Source organism: Lysobacterales bacterium, assembly GCA_019634735.1.
Classification (GTDB): domain Bacteria; phylum Pseudomonadota; class Gammaproteobacteria; order Xanthomonadales; family UBA2363; genus Pseudofulvimonas.
In genome coordinates this window covers 89,543-105,573 of sequence record JAHCAT010000004.1, presented here as the reverse complement: position 1 = coordinate 105,573, position 16,031 = coordinate 89,543, and the positions used below count along the sequence as shown (strand labels likewise).

The following is a 16,031-nucleotide window of genomic DNA, read 5'->3' as shown; positions in this document are numbered from 1 at the left end:
TGCCCGAGACCGGACGCAGGCCACCGCGGGCACCGACGCGCAGGCGCGCCCGAGCGACGCCGGGCAGCCGCCGGTCGCCTGATAGCATGCCGGCATGCACCCGATCACGCTCCTGCAGGATCTGGCGATCATCCTGGTGGTGGCGGCGGCGGCCACCCTGCTCTGCCACGCCCTGCGGCAACCCGTGGTGCTGGGCTACCTGATCGCCGGCCTGGTGATCGGTCCGCATACGCCGCCTTGGCCGCTGATCGCCGACGGCCACACCATCCAGGCGTTCGCCGAGGTCGGCCTGGTGCTGCTGATGTTCGGGCTGGGCCTGCATTTCTCGATCGGCAAGCTGATGCGGGTCGGCCGCATCGCGGTGATCGTCGCACTGGTCGAGATCGTCACCATGGTCGCGCTGGGGTACTCGCTGGCGCGGGCGTTCGGCTGGGGCACCATGGATGCCCTGTTCCTCGGCGCGATCCTGTCGATCTCCTCGACCACGATCATCATCAAGGCCCTGCAGGACCTGAAGATGACCGAGCGGCCGTTCGCCCAGGTCATCTTCGGGACCCTGATCGTCGAGGACATCCTGGCGATCGCCATGCTGGCCCTGCTTTCGGGCCTGAGCGCGGTCGGCGGCATCGAACAGCTGAGCATGCAGACGGTCGCCGGCAAGCTGGGCGAGCTGGCACTGTTCCTGGTCCTGACCACGGTCGCCGGCCTGCTGGTGCTGCCCCGGCTGTTCGCCTTCGTCGCCCGCTACGACAGCGACGAGATGCTTCTTGTCACGGCGCTGGGCGTGTGCTTCGCGATCTCGCTGTTGGCGTACCAGCTCGAGTACAGCATCGCCCTGGGCGCCTTCCTGGCCGGCGTGCTGGTCTCCGAAAGCCCCGCCGGCGCCCGCATCGAAGCCAGCGTGGCGCCGGTGCGCGACATGTTCAGCGCGGTGTTCTTCGTGGCCATCGGCATGATGATCGACCCGGCCGTGCTGGCGCAGTACTGGTTGCCGGTGGCGCTGATCACCCTGGTGGTGGTGGTCGGCAAGGTCGGCAGCTGCGCGCTCGGCGCGTTCCTGGCGGGGGCGCCGCCACAACGGGCCCTGCGCTCGGGCATGGGCATGGCGCAGATCGGCGAGTTCAGCTTCATCATCGCCCAGCACGGCACCGCCGCCGGGGTGGTCAGCAGCTTCCTCTACCCGATCACGGTCGCGGTCTCGGCGGTGACCACCTTCCTCACCCCCTACCTGATCCGCGGCTCCGACGGCTTCGCCCGACTGCTGTCGCGCTGGCTGCCGGAACCCCTCAAGCAGCCGGCACGCTATTACCAGCGCTGGCTGCATTCGCTGGGCGCGGTCGCCGAGGACGACCGCCGCATGATCCGCCGCATCCTGCGCCGGATCACCCTGTACATCGTGCTCGACCTGGCCCTCGTGGTGGCCCTGCTGGCCTTTGCCGGCCTGCTCGCCAACCGGTTCCGGAGCGAGCTCGACGCGCTCTGGCCGCACGCATCCTGGACGGTGCCGATCGCGGCCCTGGTGCTGTGCCTGCCGATCGTCATCCACGCGATCGGCAAGCAGCGCGCCCTGGCGATGGCACTGGCCGACCTCGGCGTCGGCAGCGGCCGGCCGTTCGGTCGCGCCCTGCTTCGTCACCTGCTGTTCGTGCTGATGCTGGTGCCGCTGCTGCTCATCGTGTTCGGGTTCGCGATCGCCGCGGTCGGGCCGGGACCGGGCCTGGTTCTGCTCGCGCTGCTGGTGGCGATCGCGGCGGTGCTGTGGCGGCAGCTCGCCAGCCTGTACACGCGCGCCCAGCTCGACATCACCGCAACCCTGTCGGAGCGCCCACCGGACACGCCGCAATGAAGGCCTGCTGGGTGTTCAGCGATGCCGCTGCCGGCAACCAGAGGCAGGCGCGCGCCCTGGCGCGGGCGCTGCTGCCCCAGGCGACGATGCGGGAGGTCGAGGTCGCGCTGCGACTGCCATGGCGGTGGCTGGCACCTTCCGGGCCGGCGGACTTCCGACGCGCGCTGACCGGCACGTCGGCCGTCGACCTGGGGCCGCCCTGGCCTGCGCTTGCGGTCGGCTGCGGACGCGCCGCCGCCCTGGCCACCGCCGGTCTGCGCCAGGTTTCCGGCGGCGCGACGCGGGTGGTGCAGGTCCTGGATCCGCGCCGCGGCAGGCACCGCTACGATGCCCTGGTGCTGCCGGCGCACGACCGGGTGCGCGGCGACAACGTGGTCACCACCCTGGGCGCCCTCAACGAGATCGACGACGGCTGGCTGGCGGCTGGCCGGCAGGCGTTCGCCGACCTGGGACGCCTGCCCGGTCCCCGCATCGCGGTGCTGGTCGGCGGCCCGACCCGCGCCCTGCGCCTGGATCGCGCCTATCTGGACGGCATGCTGGACCTGCTCGAGCGCTGGCTGCAGCGCCAGGGCGGCAGCCTCCTGGTGACCTGTTCGCGGCGCACGCCGGCCGGACCGGCGGCCCACCTGCGCCGGCGCCTGGCGGGCCTGCCCGGCCGCTTCTGGGCCGGGCCTGCCGATGGCGACAACCCCTACGCCGGCCTGCTCGGCTGGGCCGAGCACGTGGTCTGCACGGCCGACTCGGCCAACCTCCTGTCGGAGGCCAGCGCCACCCGGGTGCCGGTGCACGTGCATCTGCCGCGCGCTCCGACGGGCCGGGTCGGCCGCCTGATCGGCGAGCTTGTGGCGCTGGACCGGATCCGCCCGCTCCGGGAGGAGCCTGCTGCCTGGCATGTCCTGCCCGTCCGGGAACTGGCCAGGATCACCCCCGTGCTGCGCGAGCGCCTGGACCTGCCGACGACGCCGCCCTGAATGCGGGCGGCGGCCGATGCCCGGCCCGGATAGCTCATGAGGCCGCTGCGGCGCCTGCCGATCGCCACGTCGTCGCGCGGTCCGCTCGCGTTGGCCAGTTCGACGCCGTGTCGGCTGCGCCTTCGCTGTCCAACGCACCGCGGCCCGCACCACGATGCGATCTCGACGGCCTCGCTGCGGGTCCCTGGGAATTGTTCCGGGCTGGCGTCGCTCAGGCGGCGGAACGGCGAACCCGCAGCAGCCCCAGTCCGATCATCAGCAATGCGAGCAGGGTCAGCGCCCAGCCCCCCGGCCCGGGCACCGCCTGCGGCGGCGCGGGCGGCGGCACGCCGACCAGGGTGTTGACCAGGCTGACGCTGGCGGTGCCGCCGATCGCGAGCGGTACCGTGACCGGCGGCGGCGGCGTGTTCTGCGGGTTCCAGATGAAGCCCGGCGGCGGCGGCGGCAACGCACCGCTCTCGGTGATGGTGCAGGTGTTCGGCGCAGGAATGCCGTCGACCGGCACCGAGCCGCCGGCAGGCACCAGGACGGTGGTCGCGAACGGCGGCGAACTGCACTGGATGTCGACGCTGAACTGCGCGCCCGGCGCGGCACCGCCGACCACGACCTTGTCGACCAGCACGATGCCGTTGCCGCCCAGTGGCAACAGGTTGTTGAACACGCTGACCACGACCTCCTCGCCGGTCGGCACGAACACCGTCTGCGGCGCCGGGGGCGTGTTGTCGGGGTTCCAGGCGTAGCCATCCGGCGGTGCCGGCAGCGGCAGATTCTCGGTGACCGTGCACTGGTTCGGCGTCGGGATGTCGATCAGCTCGATGTTTCCTTCCGAGGGCACCTGGAGGGTCTGCGTGTACTCCGGGTCGGCGCAGCTCACGGTGATGCTGAACAACAGTCCAGGCGGGTTGACGTCACCGGTGATGTACTTGAACACCTTCAACTGGGAAGGCACCCCGGCCAGCGCCGGTGCCGCGCCGGCGGCGAGCAGGGTGACCGCGGCAAGGGCGGACAGGACGCGTCGGAACAGGGGCGGGACGGTGGCGCGAGGCATGGTCTCTCCTGGCAGGTGGCGGGACGGATGGCGTCGTCCGAAGGGTGGCCGCAACGACCCCGGGCCAGGTGCCTGGCCGGGTCGCCGCACAGGTCGCTGCGACCGGCTTCCCCGAAGCCGCCGCCCGCGCAGGGTATCAAAATGTGATGTACATCACACTAAGGGGCGGTCTCGGCTGGCGCGCCCCCCGGATGCGCGCCATCGGGCTCACCCAACCACGCCTGCCAGGCGGCAGTGACCGGCAACCGGGCCGCGTCGAGGACGGCGTCGGGCGGCACCACCCGGGGCCGCTCGTCGAGGGTCCTGACCAGGGCCCGCGACAGCAGCTCGGCGTGCGACTGCAGCAGCGCCAGGACGGTCGCCGGGTCGAGCACACCGGCGTCCCGCAGGGCGACCAGCAGCTCGGCGCTGCCGCGCCCGGCGAGCAGGGCCGTGTGGGCGTGGCCGTGGGCCAGCACCAGGAACTGCAGCAGGAACTCGAGATCGACCAGTCCGCCGGTGCCCTGCTTCAGGTCGAAGCGGCCGGGTGCCGAGCGGTCCAGCTGCGCCCGCAGCCTGGCCCGCATCGCGGCGACCGCGGCGCGCAGGGCCGGAATATCCCGGGTCTGGCCCAGGGCGGCGGCGCGCAGCGCCTCGAAGCGCGCCGCCAGCGCGGTGTCGCCGGCGACCACGCTGGACCGGACCAGGGCCTGCTGCTCCCAGGTCCAGGCCCGCTCGCGAATGTAGGCCGCATAACCGTCCAGGCTGGTGACCAGCAGCCCCTTGGCGCCGTCGGGACGCAGGCGGGCGTCGATCTCGTAGAGCCGCCCGCCAGGTAGCGGCACCGCCAGGAAGGCGATCAGCTTCTGCACCACGCGGGCATAGAACCGTTGCCCCTCGATCGGCCGTGGCCCGGCCGTTTCGGCAGCGCCCAGGGCGTCATCGAACACGAACACCAGGTCCAGGTCGGAGGCGAAACCGAGCTCCCCGGCACCGACGCTGCCGTAGCCGACCAGGGTCAGGCCGCATCGCGCAGGTCCGCCTCCCGTTGGCCAGCCGTGGCTGCGCACGGTATCGGCGAGCGCCAGGTGCAACACCTGGGCAAGCACGCCGCGGGCGATCGCCGCCAGGCCGGCGGCGATCGACGCCGCGGGCAAGGTGCCGTCGACGGCCGCCAGCCCGAGCCGGAAATGCAGGCTGGTGCGGGCCTCCGCGAGGGCCGCCAGCACCGCTTCCGGGTCCCCGCCGGCGCCGGTCGCGGCGCGCACCAGTTCCTGGGCGATCTCCTCGCCCGCCGGGGGCGCCGGTGCCCGGGGATCGAAGACATCGTCCAGGAGCAGCGGTTGCTCGACCAGACGACGCAGCAGACCCCGGCTGCCCCGCGCCAGCGCGAACAGGCGCTCGAGCGCGCGCGGCTGCTGGGCAAGCAGTGCCAGGTAATTGGATCGGCGCAGCAGCACGTGCAGCAGCTCGACGATGGCGGCGGCTTCCTCGTCCTGCCCAGGCGCGCCCCGCAGGCGCTCGAGCAGGGTCGCCATCAGGCGGTCCAGGCGGTCGCGCGCCCGGGCCGAAAGCGCCTGCACCCCTGGACTGCGGGCGAGCGCGCGCAGGCGATCGTGCAGGGCGTCCCCGATCGACAGACCGGCGGCACCGATCTGTGCCGGCCCGGCCCGGTCCTCGGCGAGCGCCCGCCAAAGCGCCAGCATGGCGGCCGGCGCATCGCCACCGGCGCGCGCACGCGGCGCCAGCACCTGCGCAAACTCGCCGGCCACCCGCTCGCGGTGCCCGGCCAGCACCGCGGCAAGCGCCGACCAGTCCGGAAAATCCAGCGCCAGGGCGATGCGCAGGCGGTCCACGTCCGACTCGGGCAGCGCCTGGGTCTGGGCGTCCCGAAGCATCTGCAGGCGATTCTCCAGGCGGCGCAGGAACAGGTACGCATCGCGCAGCATGGTGGCGGTCGCCGGCGCGATGTAGCCGGCTTCGGCGCAGGCGGCCAGGGCAGTCAGCAGCCCACGCTGGCGCAGCGTCGGGTCGCGTCCGCCGCGCACCAGCTGCACCACCTGCACCAGGAACTCGATCTCGCGGATGCCGCCAGGCCCCAGCTTGATGTCGTCGCTCAGGTCCTGGCGCTGCACCTCCAGGTCGATCTGCGCCTTCATCTCGCGCAGGGCATCGATCGCCGGGTAATCCAGGTAGCGCCGGTAAACGAAGGGCCGCAGCATGTCCAGGAACTCGGCGCCGGCCGCCCTGTCGCCGGCCACCGGGCGCGCCTTCAGCCACGCGTAGCGCTCCCAGTCCCTGCCTTCGCGCTGGAAGTACTGCTCCATGGCCGGGAACGGCAGGGCCGGCTTGCCGGACTGGCCGAATGGCCGAAGCCGCAGATCGACGCGGAACACGAAGCCGTCCGGGGTGATCTCGCCGAGCAGGGCGGCGGTTTCCCGGACCACCCGCGCCTGCCAGGCATCGGGCGCCAGCGACCGGGCACCGTCGCTGTCCCCGCCACCGCCGCGATAGGCGAACACCAGGTCGACGTCGGAGGAGAAGTTGAGCTCGCCGCCGCCCAGCTTGCCGAGCGCGAACAGCACGGGCGCGATCGCTTCGCCCTGCCCGTCCCGGCAACGGCCATGGCGGGCGGCGACGCGCTCCACGGCGAGCGCCAGGGCGACGTCCAGAGCGCAGTCGGCCAGCGCGCTGGCGCCGTCCAGCGTGGCCCGGACATCGTCGGCACCGGTCAGGTCGCGCACCACCAGCCGGACGCTTTCCATGCGCCGGAAGCGGCGCAGGGCGCGGGCAGCGTCCGAACCGGCACCCGGCCAGCGCGTGGCCGGGTCGCCCAGGTCATCGACGCGGGCGACCAGTTCCGCAAGCCGTCCAGCGTCTTCGCGCAGCACGTCCCACGCGAAATCGCTGGCGAGCAACAGGCGCGGCAGCCAGGGCGGTGGCGGACCTGCGCCGGCCAGGGCAGCCAGCCGCTGGCCGACCAGATCGGCCAGCGCCCCCGGCAGTTGCACGGACATGGTCCGGCGACCGGGTTTTCGGTCAGCGGATCAGGCCGAGCACGCCGATCACGATCAGGTAGATCGCGACGATGTAGTTGAGCAGGCGGGGGCGGATCAGGATCAGGATGCCGGCGATCAGTGCGATCAGGGCGTTCAGTTCGAAATGCAGGGTCATGGCGTCTCCTTGGTCTGCCCGTCTGGCGCCGACACCATGACCGCCGAGGGCGACGCTGGCAAGGGTCCGGGCCGCAGGCGCCACCGGAAATGAAAAACCCGTCGGACCGGAGTCACGACGGGCTACCCTCCCCTGGGTACCGGAACTTTCCGCAGCCGGCGCGGTCGTGTCACGCCGCGCTGCAACAACGACCGGCTGGCCTGGAAGTTTCGTGAGGGCGCGTCGCGAGGCCGGCGCGAAGCTCGGCGGCCGCAGTAGCGGTCTCATGAGACATCCAGGCTGAAGGGCCACGGCCGCCACTTGACGCGGATCAAGGCGGCAGGGCGGGCGGCGACGGACACTGGCGCCATGATCGCCGTCCCCACCTTCGATGCAGGCCTGCTGCGCCGCTACGACCGGCCCGGTCCGCGCTATACCTCCTACCCGACCGCACCGCAGTTCCAGTCCGGCTTCGATGCCGGCGACCTGGAGCGCGCCGCCCGGGAAAGCAACGACGACCCGATCCCGCAGCGGCTGTCGCTCTACGTGCATGTGCCGTTCTGCGTCAGCCCGTGCTTCTACTGCGGCTGCAACCGGGTAATCACGCGCGACCTCAGCCGCTCGGCACCCTATGTCACGCGCCTGGTCCGCGAGGCGGCGCTGCTGGCGCCGCTGTTCGACCGCGACCGCGAGGTGGTGCAACTGCACTTCGGCGGCGGCACGCCCAATTTCCTGTCGCCGGACCAGCTGACCGAGGTCATCGAGAGCCTGGGACAGCACTTCAGCTTCAGCCGGGACCCCGGCCGCGACTTCTCGATCGAACTCGACCCGCGCACGGTCGGCCCGGGCGCGATCGCCCAGCTCGCTCGCGCCGGCCTCAATCGCGCCAGCCTGGGCGTCCAGGACTTCGATCCGGACGTGCAGCGCGCGGTCAACCGCATCCAGACCGAGGCCGAAACCCTGGAGGTGATCAGGGCCTGCCGGGACAGCGGCTTCCGCTCGGTCAACGTCGACCTGATCTACGGCCTGCCCCGGCAGACCCGCGACGGCTTCGCCCGCACCCTCGACCGCATCGTCGAGGTCCGTCCGGACCGCCTGGCGGTCTACAGCTATGCGCACCTGCCGGACCTGTTCAAGGCACAACGCCAGATCGACGAGGCCGACCTGCCGGCGCCCGAGGACAAGCTGGCGTTGCTGGCGCTGGCCATCGAACGGCTGACCGCCGCCGGCTACGTCTACGTCGGCATGGACCACTTCGCGCTGCCGGATGACGACCTTGCCCGCGCCCAGGCGCGCGGCGATCTGCACCGCAACTTCATGGGCTACACCACCCACGCCAACTGCGACCTGGTCGGGCTGGGCGTCAGCTCGATCAGCCATATCGGCGCGACCTACAGCCAGAATCCCCGCGAACTGCCGGCCTGGGAGGCGGCGATCGACGCCGGCCGCCTGCCGGTGTGGCGCGGCCTGCGACTGGATGCCGACGACCTGCTGCGTGCCGACGTCATCCAGCGCCTGATCTGCCAGGGCGAGGTCGAGATCGCGGCCGTCGAGGATCGCCACGGGATTGATTTCGAAAGCTATTTCGCCCCGGACCTGGCGCGGCTCACGGCCCTGGCGGCGGACGGCCTGGTGGCGGTCGGCCAGGGCCGGATCCGCGCCACCTCGCGCGGCCGGCTGCTGCTGCGTATCATCTGCGCATGTTTCGACCGCTACCTGCAGCAACCCGCCCAGGTGCCGGCCCGGTACTCGCGCGCGGTGTGAACGCCGGCCACGCCGGCGCGGAGCGGCCATGGCCGTGAACCCGGCCCGGCTGCCGGAGGCCGCGACCGGGCGCGCGCACTCCTGCTCGACCTGCGCCTTCACCAACCTGTGCCGCAACGACGGCATCGACGAGAACGTCGTCGCCCAGGTGGAGGCCCTGCTGGTCGACGAGACCTCGCAGTACGCCGAAGGCCAGCACATCTTCCGGGAGGGCGATCCGTTCGATTCGATCGCCGCGGTACGGGGCGGCACGGTCAAGACCTATGTGCTCGACCGGGAAGGTCGCGAGCAGGTGCTGGGCTTCCACCTGCCCGGCGAAGTGGTCGGCCTCAACGCCATCCATACCCAGTCCTTCCCCTGCAACGCCGTGGCGCTTGAGCCGGTGGTGCTGTGCCGGTTCTCGTTCCGGCGCATGAGCGAGCTGGCCGCGCTGATCCCCGACCTGCAGTCCCGGCTGTTCCGGCTGCTCAGCGAGGACATCGGCAAGGCCGCCCTGCTCTCGGGCGACTTCAGCGCCGACGAGCGGATGGCCGCGTTCCTGCTGTCGCTGTCGCGCCGCTACGCGCGGCGCGGCTTCTCGCCGACCCGGTTCAACCTGACCATGCCACGCACCGACATCGCCAACTACCTGCGCCTGGCACCCGAGACGGTCAGCCGGGTGCTGCGACGGTTCCGCGACGAAGGCGTGACGCAGATCGACCGGCGCGACCTGCGGCTGCTCGACCTGGGCCGCCTGGAATCCCTCGCCCTGCCCGTCCTGCGGCACTGATCGCGACGGCGGCGCGACGCCGCCGGACCTGGCGTACGGCCGCTTGACCTGGGTCAAGCGGCGCCTCCGTACGCAGGCGCATAGTGGCGCCAGTTGATCCATCCATCGATCCGAACTGGAGCTCCACCATGATCCGCACCCTGATCGCCGTTTCCGTCCTGGCCGCGCTGGCGGCCGCCCCTGCCGCCCGCGCCCACGAGAAAGGCGACCTGATCCTGCGCGTCGGCGCGCACACGGTCGACCCGAAGTCCGACAACGGCACGCTCGCCGCGGGCGCACTCGCCGTCGACGTCGGCGCCAACACCCGGCCGACCTTCGCGGCCGAGTGGATGCTGACCGACAACCTGGGCCTCGACGTCCTGGCCTCGCTGCCGTTCAAACACAACATCAAGCTCAACGGCACGCACGCCGGCTCGACCAAGCACCTGCCGCCGACCGTCTCCCTGCAATGGCATTTCAATCCGCGCGGCACCGTGCAGCCCTATCTGGGCGCCGGCATCAACTACACGCTGTTCTCCGGTGAACGCAGCGCCGGCCCGATCGCCGGCACCGACCTGGACCTCGGCGCGTCCTGGGGCCTGGCCGCCCACGCCGGCATCGACTTCCGGGTCTCGGACAAGTGGCTGGTCGGCTTCGACGCCCGCTGGATCGACATCGACACCAAGGTCCGCGTCAACGGCGCCGATGTCGGCACCGTGAACATCGATCCGATCGTGTTCGGCGCCTACGTCGGCTACCGCTTCTGACCGGTTGCGGCGCACTCCGTGAGTTGACGGCGCCGGACCGGCGCGGGCCAGGCCGGCGCGACCGCCGACGGGCCAGCCTGGCGGGCCATGGAAGGCCCGGGCGGGGGGCCGCGCGCCAGCGCGGTCGCACCGCTTCCCGCGCCGGTTCGCGCGCCCCTTGACCGCCACCCGGGGGTACCCTTGACCCAGGTCAAGCCCCACGCGCCGACCATCGAAGAACATTGCAGCCGATCCACCGGAGTCCTTGCCCATGTCCACCGCTGCCGCCGTAGAGCGCTACAACGACAAGGTCGTCCGCCAGTTCGCCGTCATGACCCTGATCTGGGGCATCGTCGGCATGCTGGTCGGCGTCCTGATTGCCGCCCAGTTGTACTGGCCGGCCCTCAATTTCGACATTCCGTGGCTGAGCTACGGCCGGCTGCGGCCGCTGCACACCAACGCGGTGATCTTCGCGTTCGGCGGCAGCGCACTGTTCGCGACCAGCTACTGGGTGGTGCAACGCACCTGCCACGCGCGGCTGTTCGGCGGCCCCCTGGCGGCGTTCACCTTCTGGGGCTGGCAGGCGGTCATCGTGCTGGCCGCGATCACCCTGCCGCTGGGCCTGACCCAGGGCAAGGAGTACGCCGAGCTGGAATGGCCGATCGACATCCTGATCACCCTGGTCTGGGTGGCCTACGCGGTGGTGTTCTTCGGCACCATCATGCGGCGCAGGATCAAGCACATCTACGTGGCCAACTGGTTCTACGGCGCCTTCATCATCACGGTCGCGATCCTGCACATCTTCAACAACATCTGGATCCCGGCCGGGCTGGGCAAGTCCTACCCGGTCTACTCCGGCGCCGTCGATGCGATGGTGCAGTGGTGGTACGGGCACAACGCGGTCGGCTTCTTCCTGACCGCGGGCTTCCTCGGAATGATGTACTACTTCGTGCCCAAGCAGGTCGGCCGGCCGGTGTACTCCTACCGGCTGTCGATCGTGCACTTCTGGGCGCTGATCGCAATCTACATGTGGGCCGGCCCGCACCACCTGCAGTACACCGCGCTGCCGGACTGGGCGCAGTCGCTGGGCATGGTGTTCTCGCTGATCCTGCTGGCGCCGAGCTGGGGCGGCGGCATCAACGGCATCATGACCCTGAGCGGCGCCTGGTACAAGTTGCGCACCGATCCCATCATCAAGTTCATGGTGGTCGCCATCTCGTTCTACATGATGTCGACCTTCGAGGGCCCGATGATGTCGATCAAGACCGTCAACGCGCTCAGCCACTACACCGACTGGACGATCGGCCACGTGCACTCCGGGGCCCTGGGCTGGGTGGCGATGATCTCGATCGGCGCCATGTACATGCTCTACCCCTGGGTGTTCGGCACCAAGGCGATGTACTCGACCAAGCTGATCGACGTGCACTTCTGGATGCACACCATCGGCGTGCTGCTGTACGCGGCGTCGATGTGGATCGCCGGCGTCATGCAGGGCCTGATGTGGCGCGCCACCAACGATGACGGCACCCTGACCTACACCTTCGTGGAGTCGCTGGTGGCGACCTACCCGTACTACCTGGTGCGCCTGCTCGGCGGCCTGCTGGTGATCGCCGGCATGCTGTTGATGGCCTGGAACACCTGGAAGACCTGGACGCTTTCCCGCAGGGTGCCGGACGAAGTTCCGGTCCCGGTGGCCGCGCACGCCTGAGGAGACCGCATCCCATGAGCAAGAGCCACGAGAAGGTCGAGAAGAACGTCGGCCTGATGATGATCCTGATCGTCATCGCGGTGTCCTTCGGGGGACTGGCGCAGATCATCCCCCTGATGTACCAGGCCGAGGCGATCGAGCCCCTGCCGGGCGTCGAGCCCTACCCGCCGCTGGAGCTGGCCGGCCGCGACGTCTACATCCGCGAGGGCTGCTACAACTGCCATTCGCAGATGGTGCGCACCCTGCGCTTCGAGACCGAGCGCTACGGCCACTATTCGATGGCCGGCGAGTCGGTGTACGACCGGCCGTTCCAGTGGGGCAGCAAGCGCACCGGCCCCGACCTGGCCCGTGTCGGCGGCCGCTACAGCGACGAATGGCACCGGGTCCACCTGATCAATCCGCGCGACGTCGTGCCGGAGTCGAACATGCCGTCCTACCCGTGGCTGGCCCGGCGGCAACTGGACGGCAGCGACGTGCAGCGGCGGATGCGCGCGCTGCGCATGATCGGCGACCCGTACACCGACGAGCAGATCGACGGCGCGCCGTCGGCGCTGGCCGGCAAGACCGAGATGGACGCCGTGATCGCCTACCTGCAGGGCCTGGGCCGGCACGCGCCCAGGACGCGGTGACCGTGATGAGCGCCGGCGTGTTCAACGGCATCGTGACCGCGGTGCTGCTGCTGGCCTTCCTCGGCCTGGTCGCCTGGGCCTGGAGCGGCAAGCGCAAGAAGGACTTCGAGCAGGCGTCCCGCCTGCCCCTGGATGACGACAACGGAAAATCGCCATGAGTACCGCCTGGACCACCTGGATCATTGTCCTGGTCGCGATCAACATCGTCGGCTGCGTCGTTCTGCTGTGGTGGACCGGCCGTGCGCCCGCCGCCGGCGAAGGCGAGACCACCGGCCACGCCTGGGACGAGGGCGCGATCCGCGAATACAACAAGCCGCTGCCGCGCTGGTGGCTGTACCTGTTCTACATCACCATCGTGTTCAGCATCGCCTACCTGATCTGGTACCCGGGACTGGGCGGCCTGCCCGGCACCAGCGGCTGGACATCGCAGGGCGAGCACGACGCCCAGCGCGAAGAGAACGAGGCGCGCCTGGCGCCGCTGTTCGCGCGTTTCGAGTCGATGCCCGTGGCGGCCATCGCCCGCGACGAGGAGGGCCTGCGCCTGGGCCGCTCGGTGTTCGCAAACCACTGCGCGATGTGCCACGGCAGCGACGCGCGGGGCGCGCTCGGCTTCCCCAGCCTGGTCGACGGCGACTGGCAGTGGGGCGGCGATCCGGACACCATCCTGGCGTCGATCATGGATGGCCGCGAGGGGCTGATGCCGCCGATGGGCGCGGCGCTGGGCTCCGACCTGGCCATCACCGAGACCGCGGTCTACGTGCAGAGCCTGTCCGGCCAGCGCGTCAGCCCCGGCATGGCGGCCAGCGGCAAGCGTCGCTTCGATACCCTGTGCGCCGCCTGCCACGGCATCGACGGCAAGGGCAACCCCCTGCTCGGCGCCCCCAACCTCACCGACAACGTGTGGACGTACGGCGGCAGCGTCGACAGCATCCGCTACGCCATCGAGCACGGCCGCCACGGCCAGATGCCCGCGCACCGCGACATCATCGGGCCGATCCGCGCCCGCCTGGTCGCCGCCTGGGTCTGGGCGCAGTCCAATCCGGCGGACGCCGGCGGCGCGCCGTGACCGGGCCCGGGCCCGACCCCGTGATCGACCACCCGCCCCGGCCGCTGGCGCAGCGGCTCGGGGCGATCCTGTGGCCGAGCTTCTTCACGGCCGGCGTGGCGACCATGGTGCTGTTCGCCTTCGTCGATCCGATCGACCTGCGCGACATCAGCTTCGTGGACCTGCCGATCGGTCGCGAGGCCGGCTACACCCTGGGCTTCTTCGCGTTCTGGCTGGCCACCGCGGCCTCCAGCCTGTTCACCTGGATCCTGCTGCGGCCGGCGCGCCGCTTCAATCGTCCACCCGGACCGGGACGCGACTGAGCAATGTCCGGATCGATCGACATCCGCGTCGAGCGCGGCGAATCGCTCTACCAGTCGGAGGGCAAGGTCTACCCGCGGGAGACCGATGGCCGCTTCCAGCGTCTGCGCATCGCCGCGGTGATCTGGCTGCTGGGCATGTTCTACGTGTTCCCCTGGCTGTCCTTCGACGGCCGCCAGGCCGTGCTGTTCGACCTGCCGGCGCGCAAGTTCTACATCTTCGGCCTGGTGTTCTGGCCGCAGGATTTCATCTTCCTGGCCCTGCTGCTGATCATGGCCGGGCTCAGCCTGTTCTTCTTCACGGCCCTGGCCGGCCGGCTGTGGTGCGGGTTCGCCTGTCCGCAGACGGTCTGGACCGAGGTGTTCATCCGCATCGAGCGCTGGATCGAGGGCGACCGCCGCGAACGCATGCGCCTGGATGCCGCGCCCTGGAGCCTGGACAAGCTCCGCCGCAAGTTCGCCAAGCACGGCCTGTGGCTGGTGCTGGCCCTGTGGACCGGCTTCACCTTCGTCGGCTTCTTCACGCCGATTCGCGAGCTGGGCGCGCGCCTGGTTCCCTTTCAGTGGGGCGGCTGGGAGACCTTCTGGGTGCTGTTCTACGCGCTGGCGACCTGGGGCAACGCCGGCTTCCTGCGCGAGCAGGTCTGCAAGTACATGTGCCCCTACGCGCGCTTCCAGAGCGCGATGTTCGACCGCAACACGCTGGTGATCGCCTACGACCCGCTGCGCGGCGAACCGCGCGGCGCCCGCAAGCGCGGCCTGGCCAGCGTGCTCGAGCGCGCCCGTGGCCTGCTGCCGCTGGCGCCGGCGCAGGCCGCGGTGGTCCGCGCCGCACGCCAGGAAGCGCAGCGCGGCGGCGTGCGCGTCACCACCGGCCTGCTCGACCTGCCGGACGAGGGCGCGCCGGTGGTGGCCGCACCGGAAGACCTCGGCGACTGCATCGACTGCACCATCTGCGTGCAGGTCTGCCCGACCGGCATCGACATCCGCAACGGCCTGCAGTACGAGTGCATCGCCTGCGCGGCCTGCGTCGACGCCTGCGACGGCGTGATGGACAAGCTGGGCTATCCACGCGGACTGGTGCGCTTCACGACCCAGAACGCCGTCGACGGCAAGGACAGCCGCGTACTGCGGCCGCGGATCGCCGTCTATGCGACACTGCTGCTCGCCCTGCTGGTCGCCTGGGCCTGGGGCATCAGCCAGCGCTCGCCCCTGCTGCTCGACGTGCTGCGCGACCGCAACGCCCTGTACCGGGTGCTGGGCGACGGCGGCACAGAGAACGCCTACACCCTGAAGATCTCCAACAAGGACACCGTCGACCGCCTCGTGCGCATCAGCATCGACGCACCGGACGGGGTGACCATGGCAGGCGCGCCGGTCGAGCGCACCCTGGCGCCCGAGGCCACCCTCGAACTGCCGGTCACGCTGCGCGCCCCGGCCGCGCTGCGCGGCCGGCACGACGTCACCGTGGTGGTCACCCGCCTGGACGAGCCGCCCGTGGTGGTCCGGCACGAAACCGCTTTCTTCGCACCGCAATGAACGCCAACGACGACTCCTCCCGATCCTCCGGCCCGCGCAGCGGCGGCGCCATGCTGTGGCTGGTGGTGCTGATCCCGCTCGCCACCGTGGTCGCCGGCATCAGCACCGTGGTCATCGCCACCCGGACCGGCAGCACCGACGCGGTCATCGATCCGGTCCGACGCACCGCCCAGGTCCAGGACAGCGACCTGCGCGCCGACCGTGAGGCCGCCCGGCTCGGCCTCTCCGGCCAGGCCAGCCTGGATCCGCAGACCGGTGCCGTCCGCCTGTCCCTGGCCGGCGATGCCGCCGGTGCCGGCCGGCTGCAGCTGACGCTGGCCCATCCGGTCCGCCGATCGGAGGACCGCGACTTCGAGCTGGTGCCGGGCGGCGCCGGCGTCTGGTTGGGGCGCCTGGACGGCATCGACCTCGAACACGACTGGAATCTGCTGCTGGCCACGGCGGACGGCGGCTGGCGCCTGGTCGGCAGGCTGACCGCGGGCAGCGATGGCTTCGAGCTGGCGGCGGCCCTGCCCGCCGACGGCTGAGCGCCGGG

Annotated in this window: 15 protein-coding genes; 12 read left to right on the top strand and 3 right to left on the bottom strand. The window is 71.0% G+C overall.

Translation table 11 applies throughout. The annotated features are described in order from the left end of the window. Positions 1-94 precede the first annotated feature (94 nt). Positions 95-1,846, top strand: coding sequence for a cation:proton antiporter (locus KF823_05585; GenBank protein ID MBX3725371.1), 1,752 nt, complete (start codon positions 95-97; stop codon positions 1,844-1,846). Further along, positions 1,843-2,817 (top strand): mitochondrial fission ELM1 family protein, encoded by a 975-nt coding sequence (locus KF823_05580; GenBank protein ID MBX3725370.1) that lies wholly within the window; start codon positions 1,843-1,845, stop codon positions 2,815-2,817. The genes KF823_05585 and KF823_05580 overlap by 4 nt, the downstream gene beginning before the upstream one ends. Before the next feature lie 211 nt (positions 2,818-3,028). Here KF823_05580 and KF823_05575 read toward each other — a convergent pair whose 3' ends face one another. The 3 genes from KF823_05575 to KF823_05565 form a co-directional block, all read right to left on the bottom strand. Next, positions 3,029-3,865, bottom strand: a complete 837-nt coding sequence (locus KF823_05575; protein ID MBX3725369.1) for a hypothetical protein — start codon at positions 3,863-3,865, stop codon at positions 3,029-3,031. Between the two features lie 158 nt (positions 3,866-4,023). Continuing rightward, a complete protein-coding gene (glnE, locus tag KF823_05570; protein ID MBX3725368.1) occupies positions 4,024-6,861 on the bottom strand; it encodes a bifunctional [glutamate--ammonia ligase]-adenylyl-L-tyrosine phosphorylase/[glutamate--ammonia-ligase] adenylyltransferase in 2,838 nt (945 codons plus the stop codon). Positions 6,862-6,883: 22 nt separating this feature from the next. Beyond that, complete coding sequence (locus KF823_05565; GenBank protein MBX3725367.1) at positions 6,884-7,018, bottom strand: DUF3096 domain-containing protein; 135 nt, start codon at positions 7,016-7,018, stop codon at positions 6,884-6,886. A gap of 348 nt (positions 7,019-7,366) precedes the next feature. Here KF823_05565 and hemN point away from each other — a divergent pair, with 348 nt between their 5' ends. The 10 genes from hemN to KF823_05515 all read left to right on the top strand — a co-directional run bounded on the left by hemN (position 7,367) and on the right by KF823_05515 (position 16,023). Continuing rightward, positions 7,367-8,761, top strand: coding sequence for an oxygen-independent coproporphyrinogen III oxidase (hemN, locus tag KF823_05560; protein MBX3725366.1), 1,395 nt, complete (start codon positions 7,367-7,369; stop codon positions 8,759-8,761). Between the two features lie 28 nt (positions 8,762-8,789). After that, positions 8,790-9,530, top strand: a complete 741-nt coding sequence (locus KF823_05555) for a cyclic nucleotide-binding domain-containing protein (GenBank protein ID MBX3725365.1) — start codon at positions 8,790-8,792, stop codon at positions 9,528-9,530. Between the two features lie 128 nt (positions 9,531-9,658). Further along, the gene (locus KF823_05550; GenBank protein MBX3725364.1) at positions 9,659-10,276 is read left to right on the top strand and encodes an OmpW family protein; all 618 of its coding nucleotides are present in this window, start codon (positions 9,659-9,661) and stop codon (positions 10,274-10,276) included. 250 nt (positions 10,277-10,526) lie between these two features. Continuing rightward, entirely contained in the window at positions 10,527-11,963 is a 1,437-nt protein-coding gene (ccoN, locus tag KF823_05545) for a cytochrome-c oxidase, cbb3-type subunit I (protein MBX3725363.1), read from the top strand. Between the two features lie 14 nt (positions 11,964-11,977). Further along, positions 11,978-12,592 carry a cytochrome-c oxidase, cbb3-type subunit II gene (ccoO, locus tag KF823_05540; GenBank protein MBX3725362.1) on the top strand — a complete coding sequence of 205 codons (615 nt, stop codon included), beginning with the start codon at positions 11,978-11,980 and terminating at the stop codon, positions 12,590-12,592. A gap of 5 nt (positions 12,593-12,597) precedes the next feature. Beyond that, a complete protein-coding gene (locus tag KF823_05535; protein ID MBX3725361.1) occupies positions 12,598-12,750 on the top strand; it encodes a cbb3-type cytochrome c oxidase subunit 3 in 153 nt (50 codons plus the stop codon). Next, positions 12,747-13,658 (top strand): cytochrome-c oxidase, cbb3-type subunit III, encoded by a 912-nt coding sequence (gene ccoP / locus KF823_05530; protein ID MBX3725360.1) that lies wholly within the window; start codon positions 12,747-12,749, stop codon positions 13,656-13,658. Before KF823_05535 ends, ccoP begins: the two co-directional genes overlap by 4 nt. 20 nt (positions 13,659-13,678) lie before the next feature. Beyond that, positions 13,679-13,960 carry a hypothetical protein gene (locus KF823_05525; GenBank protein ID MBX3725359.1) on the top strand — a complete coding sequence of 94 codons (282 nt, stop codon included), beginning with the start codon at positions 13,679-13,681 and terminating at the stop codon, positions 13,958-13,960. 3 nt (positions 13,961-13,963) lie between these two features. Then, entirely contained in the window at positions 13,964-15,496 is a 1,533-nt protein-coding gene (locus KF823_05520) for a 4Fe-4S binding protein (GenBank protein ID MBX3725358.1), read from the top strand. Beyond that, positions 15,493-16,023 (top strand): FixH family protein, encoded by a 531-nt coding sequence (locus tag KF823_05515; GenBank protein MBX3725357.1) that lies wholly within the window; start codon positions 15,493-15,495, stop codon positions 16,021-16,023. The genes KF823_05520 and KF823_05515 overlap by 4 nt, the downstream gene beginning before the upstream one ends. The last annotated feature ends 8 nt before the right edge of the window (positions 16,024-16,031 follow it).

Bases quoted from the DNA above. Each gene is read 5' to 3' on its own strand.
- KF823_05585 (MBX3725371.1), top strand. From the start codon at position 95: ATGCACCCGATCACGCTCCTGCAGGATCTGGCGATCATCCTGGTGGTG.
- KF823_05580 (MBX3725370.1), top strand. From the start codon at position 1,843: ATGAAGGCCTGCTGGGTGTTCAGCGATGCCGCTGCCGGCAACCAGAGG.
- KF823_05575 (MBX3725369.1), bottom strand. From the start codon at position 3,865: ATGCCTCGCGCCACCGTCCCGCCCCTGTTCCGACGCGTCCTGTCCGCC.
- glnE (MBX3725368.1), bottom strand. From the start codon at position 6,861: ATGTCCGTGCAACTGCCGGGGGCGCTGGCCGATCTGGTCGGCCAGCGG.
- KF823_05565 (MBX3725367.1), bottom strand. From the start codon at position 7,018: ATGACCCTGCATTTCGAACTGAACGCCCTGATCGCACTGATCGCCGGC.
- hemN (MBX3725366.1), top strand. From the start codon at position 7,367: ATGATCGCCGTCCCCACCTTCGATGCAGGCCTGCTGCGCCGCTACGAC.
- KF823_05555 (MBX3725365.1), top strand. From the start codon at position 8,790: ATGGCCGTGAACCCGGCCCGGCTGCCGGAGGCCGCGACCGGGCGCGCG.
- KF823_05550 (MBX3725364.1), top strand. From the start codon at position 9,659: ATGATCCGCACCCTGATCGCCGTTTCCGTCCTGGCCGCGCTGGCGGCC.
- ccoN (MBX3725363.1), top strand. From the start codon at position 10,527: ATGTCCACCGCTGCCGCCGTAGAGCGCTACAACGACAAGGTCGTCCGC.
- ccoO (MBX3725362.1), top strand. From the start codon at position 11,978: ATGAGCAAGAGCCACGAGAAGGTCGAGAAGAACGTCGGCCTGATGATG.
- KF823_05535 (MBX3725361.1), top strand. From the start codon at position 12,598: ATGAGCGCCGGCGTGTTCAACGGCATCGTGACCGCGGTGCTGCTGCTG.
- ccoP (MBX3725360.1), top strand. From the start codon at position 12,747: ATGAGTACCGCCTGGACCACCTGGATCATTGTCCTGGTCGCGATCAAC.
- KF823_05520 (MBX3725358.1), top strand. From the start codon at position 13,964: ATGTCCGGATCGATCGACATCCGCGTCGAGCGCGGCGAATCGCTCTAC.
- KF823_05515 (MBX3725357.1), top strand. From the start codon at position 15,493: ATGAACGCCAACGACGACTCCTCCCGATCCTCCGGCCCGCGCAGCGGC.